The organism is Streptomyces sp. NPDC051776, from assembly GCF_040681345.1.
Classification (GTDB): Bacteria; Actinomycetota; Actinomycetes; order Streptomycetales; family Streptomycetaceae; genus Streptomyces.
This window is the reverse complement of the sequence record NZ_JBFAYQ010000030.1, coordinates 22538-39657: the sequence shown is the minus strand read 5'-3', so window position 1 is coordinate 39657 and position 17120 is coordinate 22538. Positions and strand designations below refer to the sequence as shown.

At 69.3% G+C, this 17120-nt stretch carries 16 protein-coding genes; 13 read left to right on the top strand and 3 right to left on the bottom strand.

The genetic code is table 11. The annotated features are described in order from the left end of the window. Positions 1–40: 40 nt before the first annotated feature. The gene (locus AB0M26_RS21985; RefSeq protein ID WP_365263511.1) at positions 41–841 is read right to left on the bottom strand and encodes a transglycosylase SLT domain-containing protein; all 801 of its coding nucleotides are present in this window, start codon (positions 839–841) and stop codon (positions 41–43) included. Positions 842–1345: 504 nt separating this feature from the next. Between AB0M26_RS21985 and AB0M26_RS21980 the strand changes: the two genes are divergently transcribed. The 10 genes from AB0M26_RS21980 (at position 1346) to AB0M26_RS21935 (ending at position 11767) form a co-directional block, all read left to right on the top strand. Next, positions 1346–1627, top strand: a complete 282-nt coding sequence (locus AB0M26_RS21980) for a hypothetical protein (protein WP_365263510.1) — start codon at positions 1346–1348, stop codon at positions 1625–1627. Positions 1628–1670: 43 nt separating this feature from the next. Further along, positions 1671–1949, top strand: a complete 279-nt coding sequence (locus tag AB0M26_RS21975; RefSeq protein WP_365263509.1) for a hypothetical protein — start codon at positions 1671–1673, stop codon at positions 1947–1949. A 71-nt stretch (positions 1950–2020) separates the two neighbouring features. Then, positions 2021–2296 carry a hypothetical protein gene (locus tag AB0M26_RS21970; protein WP_365263508.1) on the top strand — a complete coding sequence of 92 codons (276 nt, stop codon included), beginning with the start codon at positions 2021–2023 and terminating at the stop codon, positions 2294–2296. Between the two features lie 21 nt (positions 2297–2317). Then, positions 2318–3115, top strand: coding sequence for a hypothetical protein (locus AB0M26_RS21965; RefSeq protein WP_365263507.1), 798 nt, complete (start codon positions 2318–2320; stop codon positions 3113–3115). After that, positions 3093–4268: a hypothetical protein gene (locus AB0M26_RS21960; protein WP_365263506.1), complete on the top strand. Its 1176-nt coding sequence runs from the start codon at positions 3093–3095 to the stop codon at positions 4266–4268. The genes AB0M26_RS21965 and AB0M26_RS21960 overlap by 23 nt, the downstream gene beginning before the upstream one ends. Before the next feature lie 39 nt (positions 4269–4307). Continuing rightward, entirely contained in the window at positions 4308–5798 is a 1491-nt protein-coding gene (locus AB0M26_RS21955; protein WP_365263505.1) for an SCO6880 family protein, read from the top strand. A 353-nt stretch (positions 5799–6151) separates the two neighbouring features. Next, positions 6152–7972, top strand: coding sequence for an ATP/GTP-binding protein (locus tag AB0M26_RS21950; protein ID WP_365263504.1), 1821 nt, complete (start codon positions 6152–6154; stop codon positions 7970–7972). Then, a complete protein-coding gene (locus AB0M26_RS21945; RefSeq protein WP_365263503.1) occupies positions 7969–9777 on the top strand; it encodes a TraM recognition domain-containing protein in 1809 nt (602 codons plus the stop codon). Before AB0M26_RS21950 ends, AB0M26_RS21945 begins: the two co-directional genes overlap by 4 nt. Before the next feature lie 65 nt (positions 9778–9842). Further along, positions 9843–10205: a DUF4913 domain-containing protein gene (locus AB0M26_RS21940; RefSeq protein ID WP_365263543.1), complete on the top strand. Its 363-nt coding sequence runs from the start codon at positions 9843–9845 to the stop codon at positions 10203–10205. A gap of 86 nt (positions 10206–10291) precedes the next feature. Continuing rightward, the gene (locus AB0M26_RS21935) at positions 10292–11767 is read left to right on the top strand and encodes a hypothetical protein (protein ID WP_365263502.1); all 1476 of its coding nucleotides are present in this window, start codon (positions 10292–10294) and stop codon (positions 11765–11767) included. 355 nt (positions 11768–12122) lie between these two features. Here the strand turns inward: AB0M26_RS21935 and AB0M26_RS21930 are convergent, their stop codons facing one another. Beyond that, on the bottom strand, positions 12123–13394 hold the full coding sequence (locus AB0M26_RS21930) for a DUF418 domain-containing protein (RefSeq protein WP_365263501.1): 1272 nt from the start codon (positions 13392–13394) through the stop codon (positions 12123–12125). A 243-nt stretch (positions 13395–13637) separates the two neighbouring features. On the opposite strand from AB0M26_RS21930, the gene AB0M26_RS21925 reads away from it, so the two are divergent. Together AB0M26_RS21925 and AB0M26_RS21920 are read left to right on the top strand one after the other, a co-directional pair. Beyond that, the gene (locus AB0M26_RS21925) at positions 13638–14315 is read left to right on the top strand and encodes a hypothetical protein (RefSeq protein ID WP_365263500.1); all 678 of its coding nucleotides are present in this window, start codon (positions 13638–13640) and stop codon (positions 14313–14315) included. Positions 14316–14787: 472 nt separating this feature from the next. After that, positions 14788–15621 (top strand): M15 family metallopeptidase, encoded by an 834-nt coding sequence (locus tag AB0M26_RS21920; protein ID WP_365263542.1) that lies wholly within the window; start codon positions 14788–14790, stop codon positions 15619–15621. Between the two features lie 277 nt (positions 15622–15898). On the opposite strand, the gene AB0M26_RS21915 is transcribed toward AB0M26_RS21920, so the two are convergent. Then, positions 15899–16339: a hypothetical protein gene (locus AB0M26_RS21915; protein ID WP_365263499.1), complete on the bottom strand. Its 441-nt coding sequence runs from the start codon at positions 16337–16339 to the stop codon at positions 15899–15901. Positions 16340–16858: 519 nt separating this feature from the next. Here AB0M26_RS21915 and AB0M26_RS21910 point away from each other — a divergent pair. Then, positions 16859–17068, top strand: coding sequence for a hypothetical protein (locus AB0M26_RS21910; protein ID WP_365263498.1), 210 nt, complete (start codon positions 16859–16861; stop codon positions 17066–17068). Positions 17069–17120 lie beyond the last annotated feature (52 nt).

Genomic DNA, 17120 nt, shown 5'->3' with positions numbered 1-17120 from the left:
TCGCCGTTCCAGGTCACGCACCGGTGGGAGGCGCCCGCCATCAGGGCGTCGGGTTGCCGGTCGGTGTCGGGGTGACGGTGTCGGTGGGGGGCGGGATATCGCCGAGCACCCCCTGGTAGCGCGGGAACAGCGCCCTCACACCGCTGACGTAGGACTGGGTGGTCGTGTCCTGCGGGACGCCCTTGGCCTCCCGTACCGCGTCCGTGCCCGCGTTGTACGCGGCGAGCGTCAGGTCGAGCACGCTTCCCGAGGCCCCCTGGTCGATGAGCTCCTGTGCCTCGCCGGCCAGCTCGCACAGATAGCGGCCCTGCGCCCGGATCGAGTCCTCTGCGTCGAAAGCGGAGGTCTCGCCGTTGTTGTTCGTGTCCTCGCCGAGTCGCTCGAACACGTCCTTCGGGAGCTGTGAGATGCCCTCGTTGCCGTCCGGGCCGACGTAGTCCTCCCTGAAGTTGGTCTCGCGCTCGATCTGGGCCGCGATCACGACCGGGCCGATCGCGTCGCAGATGGCGCCCGCGTCCTTGATGCTGTCCCGCAGCTTCTGCGGCACGCGCTTCTTGTCCAGCTTTCCCTTTCCGTCGCCCTGGATGACAACGGCGATCCGGTCCGGGTTCTCCGGCGGCTGATAGCTCCCTCCGCTGCTGTCACCGGTGTTGAAGAAGATGAGGATCGGCGCGAGCAGGACGCCGAGCCCGCCGAACACCATCACGACGATCACGAGGATGGCGAAGACCAGGGGTGAGGCGAGGCATCCCATGCCGCCGGCCGCACCGGCCGCGATCTTGATCGCGTAGGCGTACTTCGCCGTGTCGGCGGCCTGCTTCCCCGCTCCCTTCTGACTCATGAACGCACCACTTTCTTCTCCTTGTCTTCGGGTCTCGGGATTCTTCGCAGCTCTTCTGGGTCGCCGGGATCTCCGGGAGCCTCCGCGGGTCCCGCACGCCCTCGGGTGTGGGGCATGAGCAGCCGTGTCAAGGTCCGGTGCGGTACCGCGCCCCGTAAGGGGCGCGGGGCCGAGTCGATATGCCGCTCCGCCGCGTGGGCGCGACCGGCCACGGACGGCCCGAGGTTTGTGGACGGCTTTTCAGCGGAGCGCTTACGGCTTCAGCGCCGAGGCCCGTGCGTCGAACGTCACGACTTCGCCGCGGCCGTGAACCGATCCGGGAAAAGTCCCGTAAGACCGACGCACACTCCACAGACCAAAACGGGTCTGGGGGCGCAGCAGTTCAACCCGGCGTCGATCGGCGTCGATCCGGCGTCGATCCGACGTCCTTCCGAAGTCAGCAGAGAGGGTGGATGCACATGAGCGTCCCTTCAAGGGTGCCCTGGGGCCCGCAGAGTTGGGTGCGTGGCCCGACGCGTTCCGTCAGGCTGCTGGCCGAGCTGGGTCGGTGCGCACGGCGGCGCGGGTGCGAGCACGCTCGCGGGCCTGCTCGGCGGCCCCGATGGCGGCCGCCGCCGGCCCGATCCGCCGCAGGGCGAGGCGGGGCACATGGTGTTGCTCGCCCGGACCCACGCCGCCGGTCCGCCGGCCGCGGGCCGGATCCTCGAATCCCTGCAGAAGGGGCAGCATCCGCCGGGCCTGGAACGGGTGGCCGTGACCCTGGGATACGCCGCCTCGCAGTTCTGATCCGCCTGCATGCCCCGTATCCGAAGGGGGCCTGACGACAGTAATGAGTTCGACGGCCGCAGGCGTCCTCCTCGCCGCAACCTTCAATCCGGGGGGCGATGGGAACACATTGCTCGGCATTCTCGCCTGGATCGCCTCGGCCGCCGGAGTCGGCGGCGTGATCACCGTGGGCATCCGGATGGCGCTCCAACTGCATCGCGGATCGTTCGACGGCGACCATCAGCACATCAGGCATCTGCTCATCATCCTCGGCGCCTGCGTCCTTGCCGCGACCGCTGGCCCACTCGTTCAATTCCTCGGCCCGCTGGGGCTTTTGGACTGACCTCCGCTCTCATTTTCCTTCCCTTTTCCCTGCACCAAGTTCCCGCCACCACATACCGCTTGGAAACAGCCATGCTCAAGAACCTGGCCCTCTACCTCGCCGCCGTTCCGAACCCCGGCCGGCAGGCTCCGGCCGCACTCAGCGACAAGGTGAATCTCGTCCTCGGCATCACCGCCTGGGCCGGCACCGCGGCCGGTGTCGCGGGCGTCCTCATCACGGGCGCGACGATGGCCGTCTCGTTGAAGCGCGGCGAGAGTTCCGAGCACATGGGCCGGCTCGGCATGGTGCTCGGCGGCTGTGTGCTGGTGGCGACGGCCGGCCCTCTGGTCACCTTCGTCTTCGCCTGACTCCTCGATTCCGTGAATCCCGTGAATCCGGCAGCGGACGACCGCGCGGCCGTACCCGACGGGCGAGACGGCGGGTCCGAAGCCACGCCGTTCTGGCGGCAGCGCAGCTGGCTGCTCTCGGCCGCTTTCGTGGCCATGATCGTGTTGCTTGCGGCGGCGTCCCGGGTCATTCCCGACGAGGGCGCCGATGCCTCGGCCGCCGACCTGGACGGGACGAACGGGCCGCTGACATCGGGCGTTCGGACGGCGGACGGCCGGCCGCAGGGCTGCCGCACCGACGACAGCAGCAGCGCCGTGCCGACCTCCGCGCCGGCCGGCGTGGTCTGGAAGAAGATCGATCTCTACGCCGTGCCGACCTCGCGGACCGCCGGACCACTGAAGACGAGCCGCGCGGTCTGGTGGTGCTTCGCCCACACGCCCCTGGGCGCGGTACTGGCCGCGCACACGATTCCCGTGCACATGAGCGGCCCTGATTGGCGTCCGGTCGCCAGGGAGCAGCTGGTGCCGGGCAAGGCCCGGAACACCTTTGCGGCGCAGCGGTCCAGCTTTGCTGACGCTGACGGCGCGGAGGGCCAGGTCGGCTCGTATGCCGGGTTCTCGCTCTCGGACTATTCGCAGCAGGCCGCGACGGTGCGGATGCTCATCAAGTTCCCACAGGGGGGCTTCGGTTCGACGTCGGTGTCCGTGCGGTGGAGCGGCGGCGACTGGAAGGTGCTGCCGCGGGGCGACGGCTCCCTGCACTCGTCCCTGGTCGAGGCACAGAACAACGGAGACTTCATCATGTGGGGAGCACAGCGTGGCCTGCCCGAGCAACGATAATCCGCTGAACGCCCTCGTCGGCTTCTTCAAGTTCCTCGGCGACCCGATCGGTGCGATCGTCAAGGGAATCGCCAGCCTCGTCCTCGGTGCCGCGATCGAGGCGTACCGGTCACTGGCCAATGCGGTGCCGACGCTCGCGGGTGTCGAGACCTCGAAGAGCATCGCCACGCAGACCAACTGGCTGGTCGTCTATCTCGCGGTCGGCTCGATCCTCTTCGCGGCCATCCGCATGGCCTTCGAGCGGCGGGGCGACGCGGGACAGACCGCGCTCAGGGGCGTGCTCCGGCTGCTGTTCGTCGCCGGTGGTGCGACGACCGTCGCCGGCGCCGCCGCCAGGCTCGCCGACAGCTACTCCGACCACCTGTTCCAGGTCGCCGTCCAGAACCAGCTCGACAGCATCGCCTGCAGCGCCACGGACGGTGTCCCGGCATTCCTGATCCTGATCCTCGCGTTCCTCCTGCTGGTCGGCGCCGTGATCCAGACGATCCTGATGTTCATCCGGCTCGGCGTCCTGATCCTGCTCCTCGGGACGCTGCCGCTGGCTGCTGCCGCGTCCATGACGGACTGGGGCGGCGGCTGGTGGCGCAAGCACACCGGCTGGCTGATCGCCTGGCTGCTGTACAAGCCCGCGGTCGCGCTGATCATCTACGCGGGGACGAAGATGCTCACCGCCAGCGGTGCCACCGACCAGGTTCAGCAGAAGATCGCGGGCATCGGCGTGCTGTTCCTGTCGACGATCGCGCTGCCCGCCCTGCTGAAGCTCGTGGTGCCCGCGACCGCCGCTCTCGGCGGTGAACAGGCCTACGGCCAGGGTGTGCGCGCCGTCGCCGGCGGCATCGCCTCCGGTGCCAAGCAGGCCGGCGGCAGCGCCATGGACTCCTTCTCGGGCGGTTCCGGTGGATCGGCGCCGTCCGGCAGCTCAAGAGCCTCCAGCGCCCCGGGCGGCTCCGGATCGTCCGGTGCGGCAGGCGGATCCGGCGCGGGCGGCATGTCCGGTGCCGCGAAGCAGGCCGGAGCGGCCGGCGGCGCGGCAGCGGCGGCGGGACCGGCCGGCGCCGTGGTGGGAGCCGTGTCGAGAGGCGTCAAGGCGGCCGGCGAGGCCGCGGCCGGTGCGGTGGGGGGCGCCGACGGCGACTGGGGCCACAACCGGTAGGCCCGCGGGCCGCCTTCGTGAACGGAAGGAAGTACACGCATGTCCATCGAAGCCACCCGTCCCACCTACGGGAACTGGCGCCGGCCCCGGCGTCCGGGGCTCGGACCGCTCGGTCTGGTCGGTACCTTCGGGGTGTTCGGCGGGCTCGTGTTGACGCTGCTGGCGTCGCTGGCGTCGCTGATCGCCGCTCTGGCCCTGCTCGTCCCGCTCGTGCTGCTCATCGCACCGCTGGCGCTGCGGACCCAGGACGGGCGCAACACCTACCAGCTGCTCGCCGTGCGCATCGGATGGACCCGCCGCAAACGCAAGGGGGCGACGACCTACGTCTCGGGACCGCTGTCCCAGCGTCCCGGCGGGCAGTACCACCCGCCGGGGCTGCTCAGCCGGGTGACCATGCGTGAGGGCAGGGACGCCTACGACCGTCCGTTCGGCGTGCTGCACCACCCCGGGCGCAACCTGTTCACCATCGTGATCGGGTGTGAGCCCGACGGCGGTTCCCTGGTGGATGCCGACCAGGTGGACGTGTGGGTGGCCTCGTGGGGCGAGTGGCTGGCCCGCCTGTCGCACGAGCCCGGCCTGCGCGGCGCAAGCGTCATCGTCGAGACGGCGCCCGACTCGGGGACCAGGCTGGCCAACGAGGTGCTGCCGCGCATCCACCCCAACTCCCCTCCGGCCGCCCGGGCGGTGATGGAGGAGGTCGTGCAGCACTATCCCTCCGCCTCCTCGGAGAGCAACACCTACATCACCCTCACCTACGGCGCGCCGACCGGGCAGAAGCGCAGCCACAAGGAGATCCTCGCCGACCTCGCCATCCGCATCCCGGGTCTGCTCGCCGGCCTGGTCGGGGCGGGCGGCGGGTCCGCGTACCCGCTGTCGGCGGAGCGCATCGCCGAGGTCGTCCGCGTCGCCTACGACCCGGCGGTGGCCGCCGACGTCCTCAGCGCCCGCGCCGAGCAGGGCGGCACCGGCCTGGAATGGAGTGACGCGGGACCCGCCGCCTGCGTGGAGTCCGTTGGCGTCTACAAGCATGACTCCGGGGTCTCCCGCACCTGGATGCTGACACTCGCCCCGCGCGGCACCGTGCGCTCCAGCGTGCTGCGCGGGCTGCTCGAGGCCGCGCCGGGCACCCGCCGTAAGCGGGTCACCCTGCTCTACCGGCCCATCGACCCCGCGACGTCGGCGCGCATCGTCGAGGCCGACCGTCGTTCCGCGCAGTTCACGGCCACCTCGGGCCGCGGCATGGTGCAGGCGCGTGCCGCCTCCGAGATGCGTGCGGCCGAGCAGACCGCCGCCGAAGAGGCTGCGGGCGCGGGCCTCGTGGAGTTCTCGCTGATGGTCACCGTCACGGTCGACTCCGAGGACCAACTGGCCGACGCCGGCGTGACCGTGCGCAATCTGCAGGCCACGTCCCGGATCTCGCTGCGCCCTGCCGACCGCATGCAGGCCGCGGCCTTCACCTGCACGCTCCCGGCCGGGGTTTTGCCCTGGGAGTACACGCTCATCCCGAGAGACCTCCAGGAGGCGCTGTGAGCCCCAAGCACGCACTGAACGGGTCGACCGGCAGAGCCAGGGACAAGGGCAGCGGCCGCGGTGGTCGCGACACGCCCCGGGCGAAGGACTCCCCCCGAGCTGCAAAGGACTCGCCCAGTGCGAGGGGCACGTCCCGGAGGAAGGACAGGTCCCGCGCGAAGGAGGCGCCTCGTACGGAGGAGGCGTCCCGGAGTGGACCGTCCCGTACGAAGGACGCGTCCCGTGGCCGGTCGGCGTCGCCCCCCACGTCCCGGTCGCGTCCAACGTCCGGGCGCTCCGAGGAGGCACCGCGCAAGGAGCCGGCGGGGCCGGCGCGCGGCTGGCCCGGACCCGGCGGCGGCCAGGTCTCCTATATGGACCCGCCCACGATGTGGCGTGCGACGACCGTGCAGGCCTGCGGTCTGTGGCCGTTCGCCGCCGGCTCGGGCGCGCCGATGACGGGCGTCCCGCTGGGGCAGCACCTGTACACGGGAGCCACCGTGTGCGGGGACCCGCTGTCCTGGTTCACCCGCGCCCGCTACATCTCCAACCCGTCGCTGTTCATGCTCGGCATGCCGGGCCTGGGCAAGTCCACGCTCGTCAACCGGATGCTCATCGGCCTGTCCGCCACCGGCGTCATCCCGCTGGTCCTAGGCGATCTCAAGCCCGACTACGCGGACACGGTACGGGCCTTGGGCGGCCAGGTGATCTCCATCGGGCGCGGCGTCGGCGGCATCAACGTGCTCGACCCCGGCGCGATGGGCGAGGCCGCCCGCAAGATCGGCGGCAAGGCGGGCAAGGCACTGGCCGCGGAGACGCACGGCCGCGTCCTCAACATGGTCGCCGCGCTGATCACGATCGTCCGCGGCCGCCCCATGGACGACCATGAGCAGTCCGTCGTCTCCGCCGTGCTGCACCATGTGCGCGAGCGGATCCCGCCCGGCCGGTCGGTGCTGCTGCCCGAACTACTGAGGGTGCTGACCGAGGGCCCGGACCAGGTGCGGGCGGTCACCCTCGACCGGGGTGACGACGCGCGCTACCGGGACGCCGTCGACCCGCTGCACCGGTCGCTGCTCGGCATCCTGGACGGGCCGCTCGGCGACACCTTCGCCTCCGAGACCTCGACCCGTATCGACCCCGGCGCACCGGCGGTGTGCATCGACATCTCCCGTATCGGCGAGGCGGACACGCAGCTGACCGCGGCGGCGATGCTCGCGGCGTGGTCCGACGGGCTCGGCGCGGTGGCCGCGTCTCACGCCCTGGCCGATGCGGGGCTCGCACCTCGGCGCTGGTTCTTCACCGTGCTCGACGAGCTGTGGCGGCCCCTGCGCGCGGCCTCCGGCATCGTCGACCGGATCGACGCGCTCACGCGCCTCAACCGCTCGCTCGGCCTCGGCGACGCCAAGATCACGCACACCCTGAAGGACGCCGAGGCACTCGCCAGCGACGCCGACCGGGCCAAGGCGCGGGGCTTCGTCGAACGCGCGGGCATGGTTGTGTGCGCCGGCCTTCCGCGGGTGGAGATGGAGGAGCTGGGCCGCGTCGTGGGCCTGTCCGAGCGCGAGATCGACCTGGTCTCCTCCTGGTCGTCCCCGCCCGGGTGGGCCGCCGGCGAACGCGAGGAGCCGCCCGGCCGTGGCCGATTCCTCATCAAGGTCGGCGGCCGCCCCGGCATCCCGATCCGGGTCGCCATCACCGACACGGAGCGCGGTCTGCACAACACGAACACGCGCTGGGCGGCGCAGGAGCAGCGGGTCGAGCAGGTCGCCCGGCAGGCGGCGGCGGAGGCCGCCCGGGGATATGAGATCGGGCAGCACGCCCAGCAGATCCCCGGTCTCGTTCCCGGGTACGGCGGCGGGCTGGTCCAGGGATACGGCGGTGCGGCCCTCCACGAGTACGACGCCGGTGCCGTTCCCGGGTACGGAGGCGGCCCGATACCTGTCTACGACGCCGCACACGTCGCCTCGTACACAGCCGGGTCTCCGCGGGGACACGAGCAGGGACATCCGCAGGGACATCCGCAGGGACACCCTGGTGCCGGGTACGACCCCGAGCACACCTCCACGCTCCGCCTCCGCGCCGTCCTGGACCCACAGGACCCTGGCCGCGGTCAAGGCATCGAGCCGGTGCCCCGCCCCGATCCCGTCCCGGGCCACGGCGCCGCGCGGAACCCGCGCGGGAGGCGGGCCGGATGAGCGTACCCAGGGGCTTGACGCCCGGCAGCGAGATGGCGCCGTGGCTGATCGTGGGGGCAGCGGCGGTCGGATTCCTCGTGACCGGCGTCGTCTGGCTCGGTGGCACGCTAGGAGCCGCGCTGTCCGGCGCGGGCTGGCACCCTCCGCCGTACGTCTTGTCGACGTTCCGCTCCCTGGCCCTGCACGGGCCGGGGAGCATGTGGCCGGGCGCCTCGCCGGTGGCCGTCTTCGCGGGCATCCTGAGCCTGTGCACCGTGCTGATCGTGCTGGTCGTGCTGTTCGTTCGCACGGTACTGCGGCTCTTCCAGAGGCCCAAGGGGCTCGCCGGGCGGCGCGAGTTGGCCGCTCTGTGTCCCAAAAGCATCGCCGCACGGGCGCGTGAACTGCGCCCGTCCCTGAAGGGCGCCAACGACCTCGATCCTGACGAGACAGGCAATCTGCTCGGCGACCTCGATCCGAACGGGCCCGAGCTGCGCTCCTCGTTCGAGGACGTGGAACTCGACCTGATGGCCCCGCGCGCGGGCAAGTCGACGGGTATCGCCATTCCGCGAGTGCTGCGGGCACGCGGCGCGGTCCTGCTGACGTCGAACAAGTCCGATGTATACGCCGTCACGCGTTCCGAGCGGGAGAAGATCGGCACCGTGTGGACGTTCGACCCGCAGGGCATCGCCCACGCGCCCCGCACGATGTGGTGGGACATGCTTGCCGACTGCGTCACCATCGAGGGCGCCCGCCGTCTCGCCGGCCACTTCGTGGCGTCCGTCAACGACAACGCGGCACAGAAGGACTTCTGGATCTCGGCCGCGCAGAACACGCTCACCGCGCTCTTCCTCGCCGCCGCCCGCGGCAAGGCGTCGGTGATCGACCTGCTCGCATGGCTGGCCGACCCCGCGGACCGCACGCCGATCGACCTGCTGCGGGACGCCGGGATGGTCGCGATGGCGGACCAGCTGCAGGGGACGGTCCGCGGCGCGGTCGAGACGCGCGACGGCATCTACGAGACGGCGCGCCAATGCGTCGCCTGCCTCCTCGACCCGGAGATCGTCGCCTGGGTGACGCCGGACCCCGGCCTTCCGCAGTTCGAGCCGCACGAGCACGTGCTCGGCCGGGACACGCTGTACCTGCTGTCGAAGGACGGCGGCGGCTCGGCAGCCGGCGTGATCGCGGGCCTCGCCGACGCGACGATGCGGGCGGGAGTGGTCGCGGCCGAGCGCATGGGCGGCCGGCTCGACCCGCCGATGACCGCCGTCCTGGACGAGGCGGCCAACGTCTGCCGCATCTCCGACCTGCCCGACCTCTACAGCCACTTCGGCTCGCGGGGGATCAACGTCGTGACCCTGTTGCAGAGTTACCGCCAGGGCGCCCGGGTGTGGGGCGAAGTGGGCATGGACGCGCTGTGGAGCGCGGCTACCATCAAGCTGCTCGGAGCCGGCCTCGACGACGCCGACTTCGTGGAGAAGATCTCCAGGCTGGTGGGCCTGCACGATGTGAGGACACCGAGCGTGTCACGGAGCAGGGACGGCACGTCCCGCTCGTACTCGTACCGCCAGGAACAGGTGCTGCCGGCGGACAAGATCCGCGCCCTTCCGAAGGGCACGGCGCTCCTGCTCGCCACGGGTGTACGGCCGGCGCTCATCCGCCTGCGGCCCTGGTTCAAGGAGCCCAACGCGGGTCCCATCTCCGCGCAGGCGAAGGCCGAGACGCGGGCGATCACGGAGCGCGCGGCGGCTGGCTGGGCGGCCCAGGGGCGCCTGCCGGTCGAGGACGGACGGCTGCCCACGGACAAAGGAGCGGGTGGGCCATGACGGATCGGACCACGAACGCAGGGTCCGGCGCGGGGCCGGCCGAGAAGGAGCCCCGGCAGGAGCGCATGTCGGCGCCGTTCATCCTCTACCTCCAGGGCGCACAGCACGAGGAGGCACTGCGGGGCCTGGCCCTGTGGGTCCGCCATCTGCTGCTGCCGGTGTACGCCAGGGAGATCACCTCGAACACCCCCTGGTGCCCGCGCTGGTGGGAGCATCCCGAGGCGGTGGCCCAGCTGTACGGCCTGTGGATGGCCTGGCAGGAACTGACGGACCCGCGCGCCGGGATGACGGGCCCGGCCGTCTGGCACCGCGACTACCTGGGCCACGTCATGAACACCCTGCGCGACCCCTCGGGCCCCTTTGCGGGCTGCAAACCGGGGGGCCACCGGCCGAAGGAACCGCCGAAGACGGACTCCCGCCCGGCCTGACCGGACCTCCCGGCCGGGCCGCGTAACACCACCGATTTCCGCAGAAACTCACAGAAAGGACCGCCATTATGCCGAAAAAAGACGACTTGACCGAGGAGCAGGCACAGAGACAGTACGGCATGCCGACAAGAAACTTCCACGAGTTCCAGCGGACTGCGCAGAATCACGGTCTCAGGATTGATGTCCGGCCGACCACCCGGACCGCCCCGGAGTGGCTCCAGCAGGGGATGCTGCCGAAGCCGAAGGATATCAAGGCCAAAACGATCAACGAGCTGGACGTCCACCTCGGAGCCCGAGCGGAGGACGTCGGACTAGTTGGGTACTTCCAGCCCGTCAAACCCCAGCGCGAGGATTTCGACGACGTGACATGGGGTCGTATTGAGGCTCGGTTCGAACAGCGGGAAGACGAGTTCCAGCAACTGGCCGGGCCCATGGCCCAGTTGGCGGACCAGGGAAGGTACAAGGTCGAGAACGGGCTCGTTTTGGGCAAGAACGCGGAGGGCGCTTGGACGCGGATAACCGGCGACCACGACTTGTACAACATCAGGACTCCCGGAGGTTCGTCGCTGACGCTGAACACATACAACAGCGTGATCGACGAAATGATGCGCAGAGACATTGGTGTCATGCACGGGGCGCACGTGTACTGGGACCCGGAATCGCCGCACAGCAAGGAAATCTTCGACAGGATCGTGCAGTCGCACCAGGAGGGCGGTGAGCCTCTGCTCAGATTCGAGCCGAACGGGGATGCCGTACTCGCCTACCCCACGCCCCCCGTACAGACGGAGGCGGCCAACCATTCCCGCGAGCCGCAAGCGTTCGTGTTCCCGCCCATCGGGTCCGCTGAAGGCCCCTACGCCACGCCACCCGTCCAGAACGGTTCTCTTGCGCCGGAGGCGGCCGACCATTCCCACGAGCCGCAACAAGCGCCCGAGTTCGGGACCAACGGGCAAGGCATCGGGTTCGCACTGGGCGGGGCTCCGAAGAATGTCCCCATGCTGATACTCACGAAAGCGATGTGGGAGAATCTGCAGCGCCAAGCGCAGCAGGACAACTCACTGCTGCCCACGCTGCCCCAGACGGCACCCGTGGGCCTCCCGCCACAGCAGCAGGCCGAGAGCAGCTGGTCGGCCGAGTCGGCCGCCGCCCAAGCCCGGATGATCGCCACCATGGCGATCAAGGAAATCCAGCAACAGTCGGTCAACCCGCTGACCCAGCCAGCGCCGCCGAACGTCGCACAGCCGACGACCGCCATGCAGCAGCGGACGGTACCGCAGCCGACCGGTGACCAGACGGCACAGCTGCCGATGACGACTCTGCAGAACGGTCTGGGTGGTTGGGGTGGTCAGCAGGTCGACCTGCCGGGCGCCGGACCGCAGGTCGACCCGCAGAACACGCTGGTCGCGGCGAGCATGACCGTTCCTGGCACGACGGGGGTGCCCGTGCCCGTCGCACAGCAGCAGGGCGGGGCCGTTCCTGGTACGACGGGGGTGCCCACGCAGTTCGCACAACAGCAGGGCGGGACCGGTCTTGGCACTCCGGGTGGTCCGGGCGGTGCGTGATGAATCTCGATCCGCAGACGGTGGCCGCGGTTGACGACGACACGGACGGTCTCCAGGGCGGCGGCTTCGTGTCCCCTCTCGCCGGCCTCAAGGAGGGCGGGGCGATCCGGTTCGTCGGGGATGAGGCCTGGGTCCCGATTCGGGCAGCGAGATCCATGAGGAGTGCCAGTCCCGGGCCGTCCGCTGTCGGTGGTGACACCGTGTCGGCCACGAGGCTGGCCTTTTCCGGACGAGTGGAGTGGCCGGGTGCTGATCCGGCCGCTCTGCGCGGTGCGGACCCCGGAAGGGCGAAGGCCCGCCGGCCGGCCCCCGCGCGGGGCGTGGCGCCGCACCGGTGTGTCGTTGATTCCTCTCCTCAAGGAGCCGGCGTGGTGTCGGCTCCTCGAGGAGCGCGCGACGGGCGACGGCCCAGGGTCGCCGTACGCAGGAGCCATTCGGCCGGCCCGTACCTCGTGCTCCGTACCAGCCAGGCGCTGAGGGCGAGTTGGGTCGCGTACAGGGCCAGGCAGCCCGCCACCGCCGTCGCCGTGCCGGCTCGGCCGTACAGGCCCAGGCCGTAACCCGTGAAGACCAGCGCCATGACCAGCGACTGCGTGAGGTAGTTCGTCAGCGCCAGCCGGCCCGCGGGGGCGAGCGCGGCGGCGAGGCGTGCGCCGGGCGGCGTGCGCAGCAGGAGGAGCAGCCCGCAGGCATACGCGGCGGTCAGTGCCGGGGACGTGAGAACCCCCACCGCCGTTCCGATGAGCGACCAACGGCCGCTGTCGAGCGGCCCGTTGCGGCAGACCGCCATCACGACGCCCCCCGGAAGGCCGATCACCAGGCCATGGCGGAGGATGCGGATCAGCAGCGGACGGTGTGCAGCGGCCCGGGCAAGGACGTCGCGCCGGCCCGCAGCAAGGCCGGCCAGGAACGCCGCGAACAGCGCCGCCGCGAAGACGAGGTCGCTGCTGAGCGCATCGGGCAGCCGCCGCAGGTTCGCCTGGACGACGGCGCCAGGACCGCCGCGGTACGACGTCACGAGGCCGGAGAGCTGGGCCGTGACGTCGCTCGTGCTTCCGTCCCCGGCGGTCCCCGGCCCCCCGGCGGCTGTCAGGAGGCCCGCGCCGAGCAGGACGGCGCCGAGTACGCCGGTCAGCCATATCGCCGCGATCAGCGCTCGCCGCGGCGCGGCGTTGCGAAACGCGTACAGCAGGAGGCCCAGGACCGCGTACGTCATCAGGATGTCGCCGACGAACAGGAGGACGGCATGGGTGAGTCCCAGCAGGGACAGGCCGAGCACGCGCCGCAGATGCCGTGGCGCGAAGGCCGCTCCGTCGCGCTGAGCGGCCCGTACCTGCAGGGTGAAGCTGTAGCCGAACAGGAACGAGAACAACAGATAGAACTTCATGGCGACCAGTGCCGTGACGATCCAGGCGACCGCCTGGTCGGCGCCCGTCGCGGACGGATCGACGCCGGCCAGACCCGCGTAAAGACCGGCCATCATCTGGACGTTGACCAGAAGGATTCCGAGCAGCGCGAAGCCGCGCAGGGCGTCGACCTCGCGGATGCGGTGCGGCGGCGCTGCAAGCGGCGTCGGCGGTACGGCCTCCGACCTGGATGCGGGAGCGGTGTGCTGCGGTGGTGTCACGGTGTTTCTCGTCGTTCCTGGCAAGGGGCCCGGGTTTCGCTGTCGGCTGGCTAACGGGCGAGCGGTGTGGCCGGTTCAACTCCGGACGCGACGTCAGTACCTCGAAAGGATCCGCAGTGAACCGAAACCGCCCCCCGTACGTGACCGGAGTACCGGATACAGCGGACTCAAGGGCACCCGGAGGAACTCGTGGACGGTGACGCGGAGATGGAGAGGGAGAGGACGGAAAGGACGACCGAGCGCGTGACCACACCACCTCGAACCAGGGGGGAGAAGCGGGCGGCCACAGAGCGGACCGGCGTCGATCCGCCGGGTACTGAGCAGGGCGGCGGCGATCCGCCCGGTACTGAGCAGGGCGGCGCTGATTCGACGCGTGCCGGGCACAGCGGTGCGCACGACGCGCGTGGGCACGACGCGCAGGTGCACGACCTGGTGGTGCTCGGTGCGTTCGCCGTCGGTGCGCTGGACGTGGCCGGGGCCATGGCGCTGAAGGACCATCTGACCGGCTGCGCCGCCTGCCGCGATGAACTGGCGGAACTGCGCGGGCTCAAGGGGACGTTGGACACGGTGCCGGTACGGGACGTCTTAGGGGCCCTCGGCGCGCTAGGCGCGATGAACGCGCGTAGCGTGCCCGAGCACGGCGTACCTGAGCCCGTGCCCCGCGGCGCTCCGCCAACCCTGCGAGAGGGCGGCTCCTCGGCGGTACGAGAGGGCGCTTCTTCGGCCGTAAGAGAAAGAGAAGAGGAGCTGCCCCCGGTGAGCGAACTGCTCATCCAGCGGACGCTGCGGCAGGCGCGGACCGAGCGATCGGCGAGAGCGCAGGCGGAGGCGGGCCTCTCCGGTTGCGACGCCGACAGCGGCGACGAGGCTCGGGGCGACTCAGCGCACTTGCACAAGGGTGTACACCTTCTCCGACTGTGAGACGAGATGGCGATGCCCCTCACCGTCACGCGGGCCGATGCCTCGACTGAATACCTGGTCCCGGAGATGGAGCCAGGGGGGCTGGGCCACATCCGGCACCTGACTGCAATTTCCCCGCCCGGTGTCCGTCGTCACCAACATCGTGCACCGCCCACCTCGGCGAATTCGGGACGGTGGAGAAGATCGTCGAGGCCAAGGGCGAGATTGCGGAAGCCCTCAGGCCGTCAAGGCGCTGCTCCAAGTTCCTGCGCGACGCCTTCGTCCTGGCGACGTCGTGCTCGTAAAGGCATCACGGAGGGTTCACCTCCAGCGGCAGGTCAAAGCGCTTCGCATTGGAAACTCCCAGCCCCCTCCGCCTTTCCTTTGGAGAGGCCACCTCATGGAGAAATGCCCTTGATCTGCGCCAATACGCCGGAACCAAATGTCGAACTATTGGCTGGAAAGTCCATTCTTGATGGGATCCCCGCATTCGATGACTGATGTCAACAACGGCAGCACCGCCGACAGGCTGATCAGTGGTCCGACTCGGGCGGTGGGTGAAGTGAAGGCCCTGGCGGAATTCGTCGCCGTCAGCGACATTGCTCCCACAATTCTGCACGATGTCCGTTATTGCGTGGGGGGAAATTTCATAGGACGCCCGGTCAATGGATATCCGGAGCGATTGTGCATACTCACGCGCCCGGCGGCTGAAGCGCTGAAGGCCGTGCAGAGCGAGCTCTGGGCCAACGGATATACGCTGAAGGTCTATGACGGTTACCGGCCGCAGCGCGCTGTTGATGAGTTTGTTGCATGGGCGAAGGATCTGGACGATCAGCCCATGAAGGTGGAATATTATCCAGGAGTCGACAAGGGGCAGCTCTTCACTGACGGTTACATTGCGGAGAAGTCGGGCCATAGTCGAGGCAGCACTGTCGATCTGACTATTGCGGAGTATGGCGAAGAAACAGGCGAATGGGAATCACTCGACATGGGCACGGATTTTGATTTCTTTGACGTTCTTTCGCACACCATGAACCCGGAGGTAGGCGGACAGCAAAGACGGAATCGGCTGCTCCTCAAGACCGTGATGGAAGCCGCCGGTTTCGTCAACCTGCCCGTCGAGTGGTGGCACTACACCCTCCAATCGGAGCCGTACCCGGACACCTACTTCGATTTCCCTGTCGCCCGTGGTGCGCTCACCCAGCAGAACGGTTCATCAAAGAGTCCGCGCCCCGTCGTGCGACAGACGACCCACTCCACCTCGTACGGAAACACGCGCGAGAAGGCCGCAGTGAGCCGGCCTCGGCCACTGCGGCCCTCCGTGTGACAATTCGACCTGCCGCGACCGCCGCCACACCCCTCAAGGAACTCGCGCCCAGGGGCTTTCGTTTTGATCACCGAACGGGCCAGAGGTGGATGCCTGCGACATGGAGTCCGGCCGGGTGGATCGCGGCTGTCTTCTCGTAGGAGCACGCAGAAAGTGCTTTCCTGCTGGAACGGCAGAAGCCTTCTACAAGCCCTATCGTTCCAGCTCAGAAGGCGCTTTCGCTTTCCCGCTCAGGATTCGAACGCCGCCGCAAGTGAACTGCGGGGGTTCAGGTGAATCACCCCAGATAGTAGGTCACGTCGTAGGTCGTGGGCGAAACCTGGACGGTGCGGGAGAAACCACTGACGTGGGCGAAATCACGCGTGCCACCGGTGACCGCATCATCGGAAGGGCGCCCGGTCGGTTCCTCTGAATCCGCCGACCCGTCCTCCAAAGGCTCGGTGTGGATTCCCTGGAGCGTGATCTGACCTCGTGGGGTCTCCGATGTCACGTAACACTGATGGGTGATATTCCTGTGCTTGCGATCCACGGACAGTACCGTGCATTCGCCACCGTAGGTCCCAAAGTCTTGGCCGGTTCGGACCTCGTATTGGCGGCCGGAGAAACCGAAACGATCCCCTTCCTTGAGTCCTCCCCCCACCTTGAAATGCTTAGTCTCGACGTGCTTGAGGTGCAGGACTTCCTTGCGATTGAGTTCTGCGTGTCCTGAGTCGGCCATGGCCGATCCGCTCGCCGCGAATGTGCCCACCAGCGCTAGCAGGCACACACTCGAATAGGCCCTACTTCGCATGTCACTGTTCCTTTCAGGCAGAAGGCGCCAAGACGACTTTGGGAGAGCGGTCTCGCTTCTCCGGGGATCACTACATCACCACCAGAGGCCACCGGCCTGATAATTGCGCCAGTCGAGCGATCAGACGAATGAGCGACCCGCGCGATCAGCTTCCACAGCCGCATCTCCTACGCGCAGCAATCAGTCAGAGCCTTCCAGCACCGGCGAAGCCACCGCAGCCACGACCGGCGTCCGTCGCCTGTGGACCCAACTCCACGGCGAGCAACCCATCAGGTGGACGACAAGCGTCTGGCCGACCCACACGCCCCGGGCCGACGCCCCTGGAAGGACACCCGCCGGCCACAGGCAACAAGTCGCGGTGCAGGGATTCCAACCGTCCGCCGTCGGTAGCCGCGACCACCCGCCGAACGACGCGGCCGATCAGCATGAACGAAGAGAGGAGCCGCAATGTCCGAGTCGCGGACCTGCCTGCTCGACCCGCTGCACGAGACGGAGACCCTCAAGCTCCCCCCTTCGGCCACTGACTACGTGGTGATGTGCTCGGGCGCCGCGCTCAGCCTCACGGGGCTGTTCGCCGCATCCGGCAGCATCGTCGGCGTGTTGGCGAGCCTGGCTCCCGGCGCCATGACCGGGGCCCGCCCGGAGGCCTCATCTTGATCAACTACCGACGCGAGTCACCCGACCACTTGGCCGAGTACAGCTAGCCGCG

Bases quoted from the DNA above. Each gene is read 5' to 3' on its own strand.
- AB0M26_RS21985 (WP_365263511.1), bottom strand. From the start codon at position 841: ATGAGTCAGAAGGGAGCGGGGAAGCAGGCCGCCGACACGGCGAAGTAC.
- AB0M26_RS21975 (WP_365263509.1), top strand. From the start codon at position 1,671: ATGAGTTCGACGGCCGCAGGCGTCCTCCTCGCCGCAACCTTCAATCCG.
- AB0M26_RS21970 (WP_365263508.1), top strand. From the start codon at position 2,021: ATGCTCAAGAACCTGGCCCTCTACCTCGCCGCCGTTCCGAACCCCGGC.
- AB0M26_RS21955 (WP_365263505.1), top strand. From the start codon at position 4,308: ATGTCCATCGAAGCCACCCGTCCCACCTACGGGAACTGGCGCCGGCCC.
- AB0M26_RS21950 (WP_365263504.1), top strand. From the start codon at position 6,152: ATGGACCCGCCCACGATGTGGCGTGCGACGACCGTGCAGGCCTGCGGT.
- AB0M26_RS21945 (WP_365263503.1), top strand. From the start codon at position 7,969: ATGAGCGTACCCAGGGGCTTGACGCCCGGCAGCGAGATGGCGCCGTGG.
- AB0M26_RS21940 (WP_365263543.1), top strand. From the start codon at position 9,843: ATGTCGGCGCCGTTCATCCTCTACCTCCAGGGCGCACAGCACGAGGAG.
- AB0M26_RS21920 (WP_365263542.1), top strand. From the start codon at position 14,788: ATGACTGATGTCAACAACGGCAGCACCGCCGACAGGCTGATCAGTGGT.
- AB0M26_RS21915 (WP_365263499.1), bottom strand. From the start codon at position 16,339: ATGGCCGACTCAGGACACGCAGAACTCAATCGCAAGGAAGTCCTGCAC.
- AB0M26_RS21910 (WP_365263498.1), top strand. From the start codon at position 16,859: ATGTCCGAGTCGCGGACCTGCCTGCTCGACCCGCTGCACGAGACGGAG.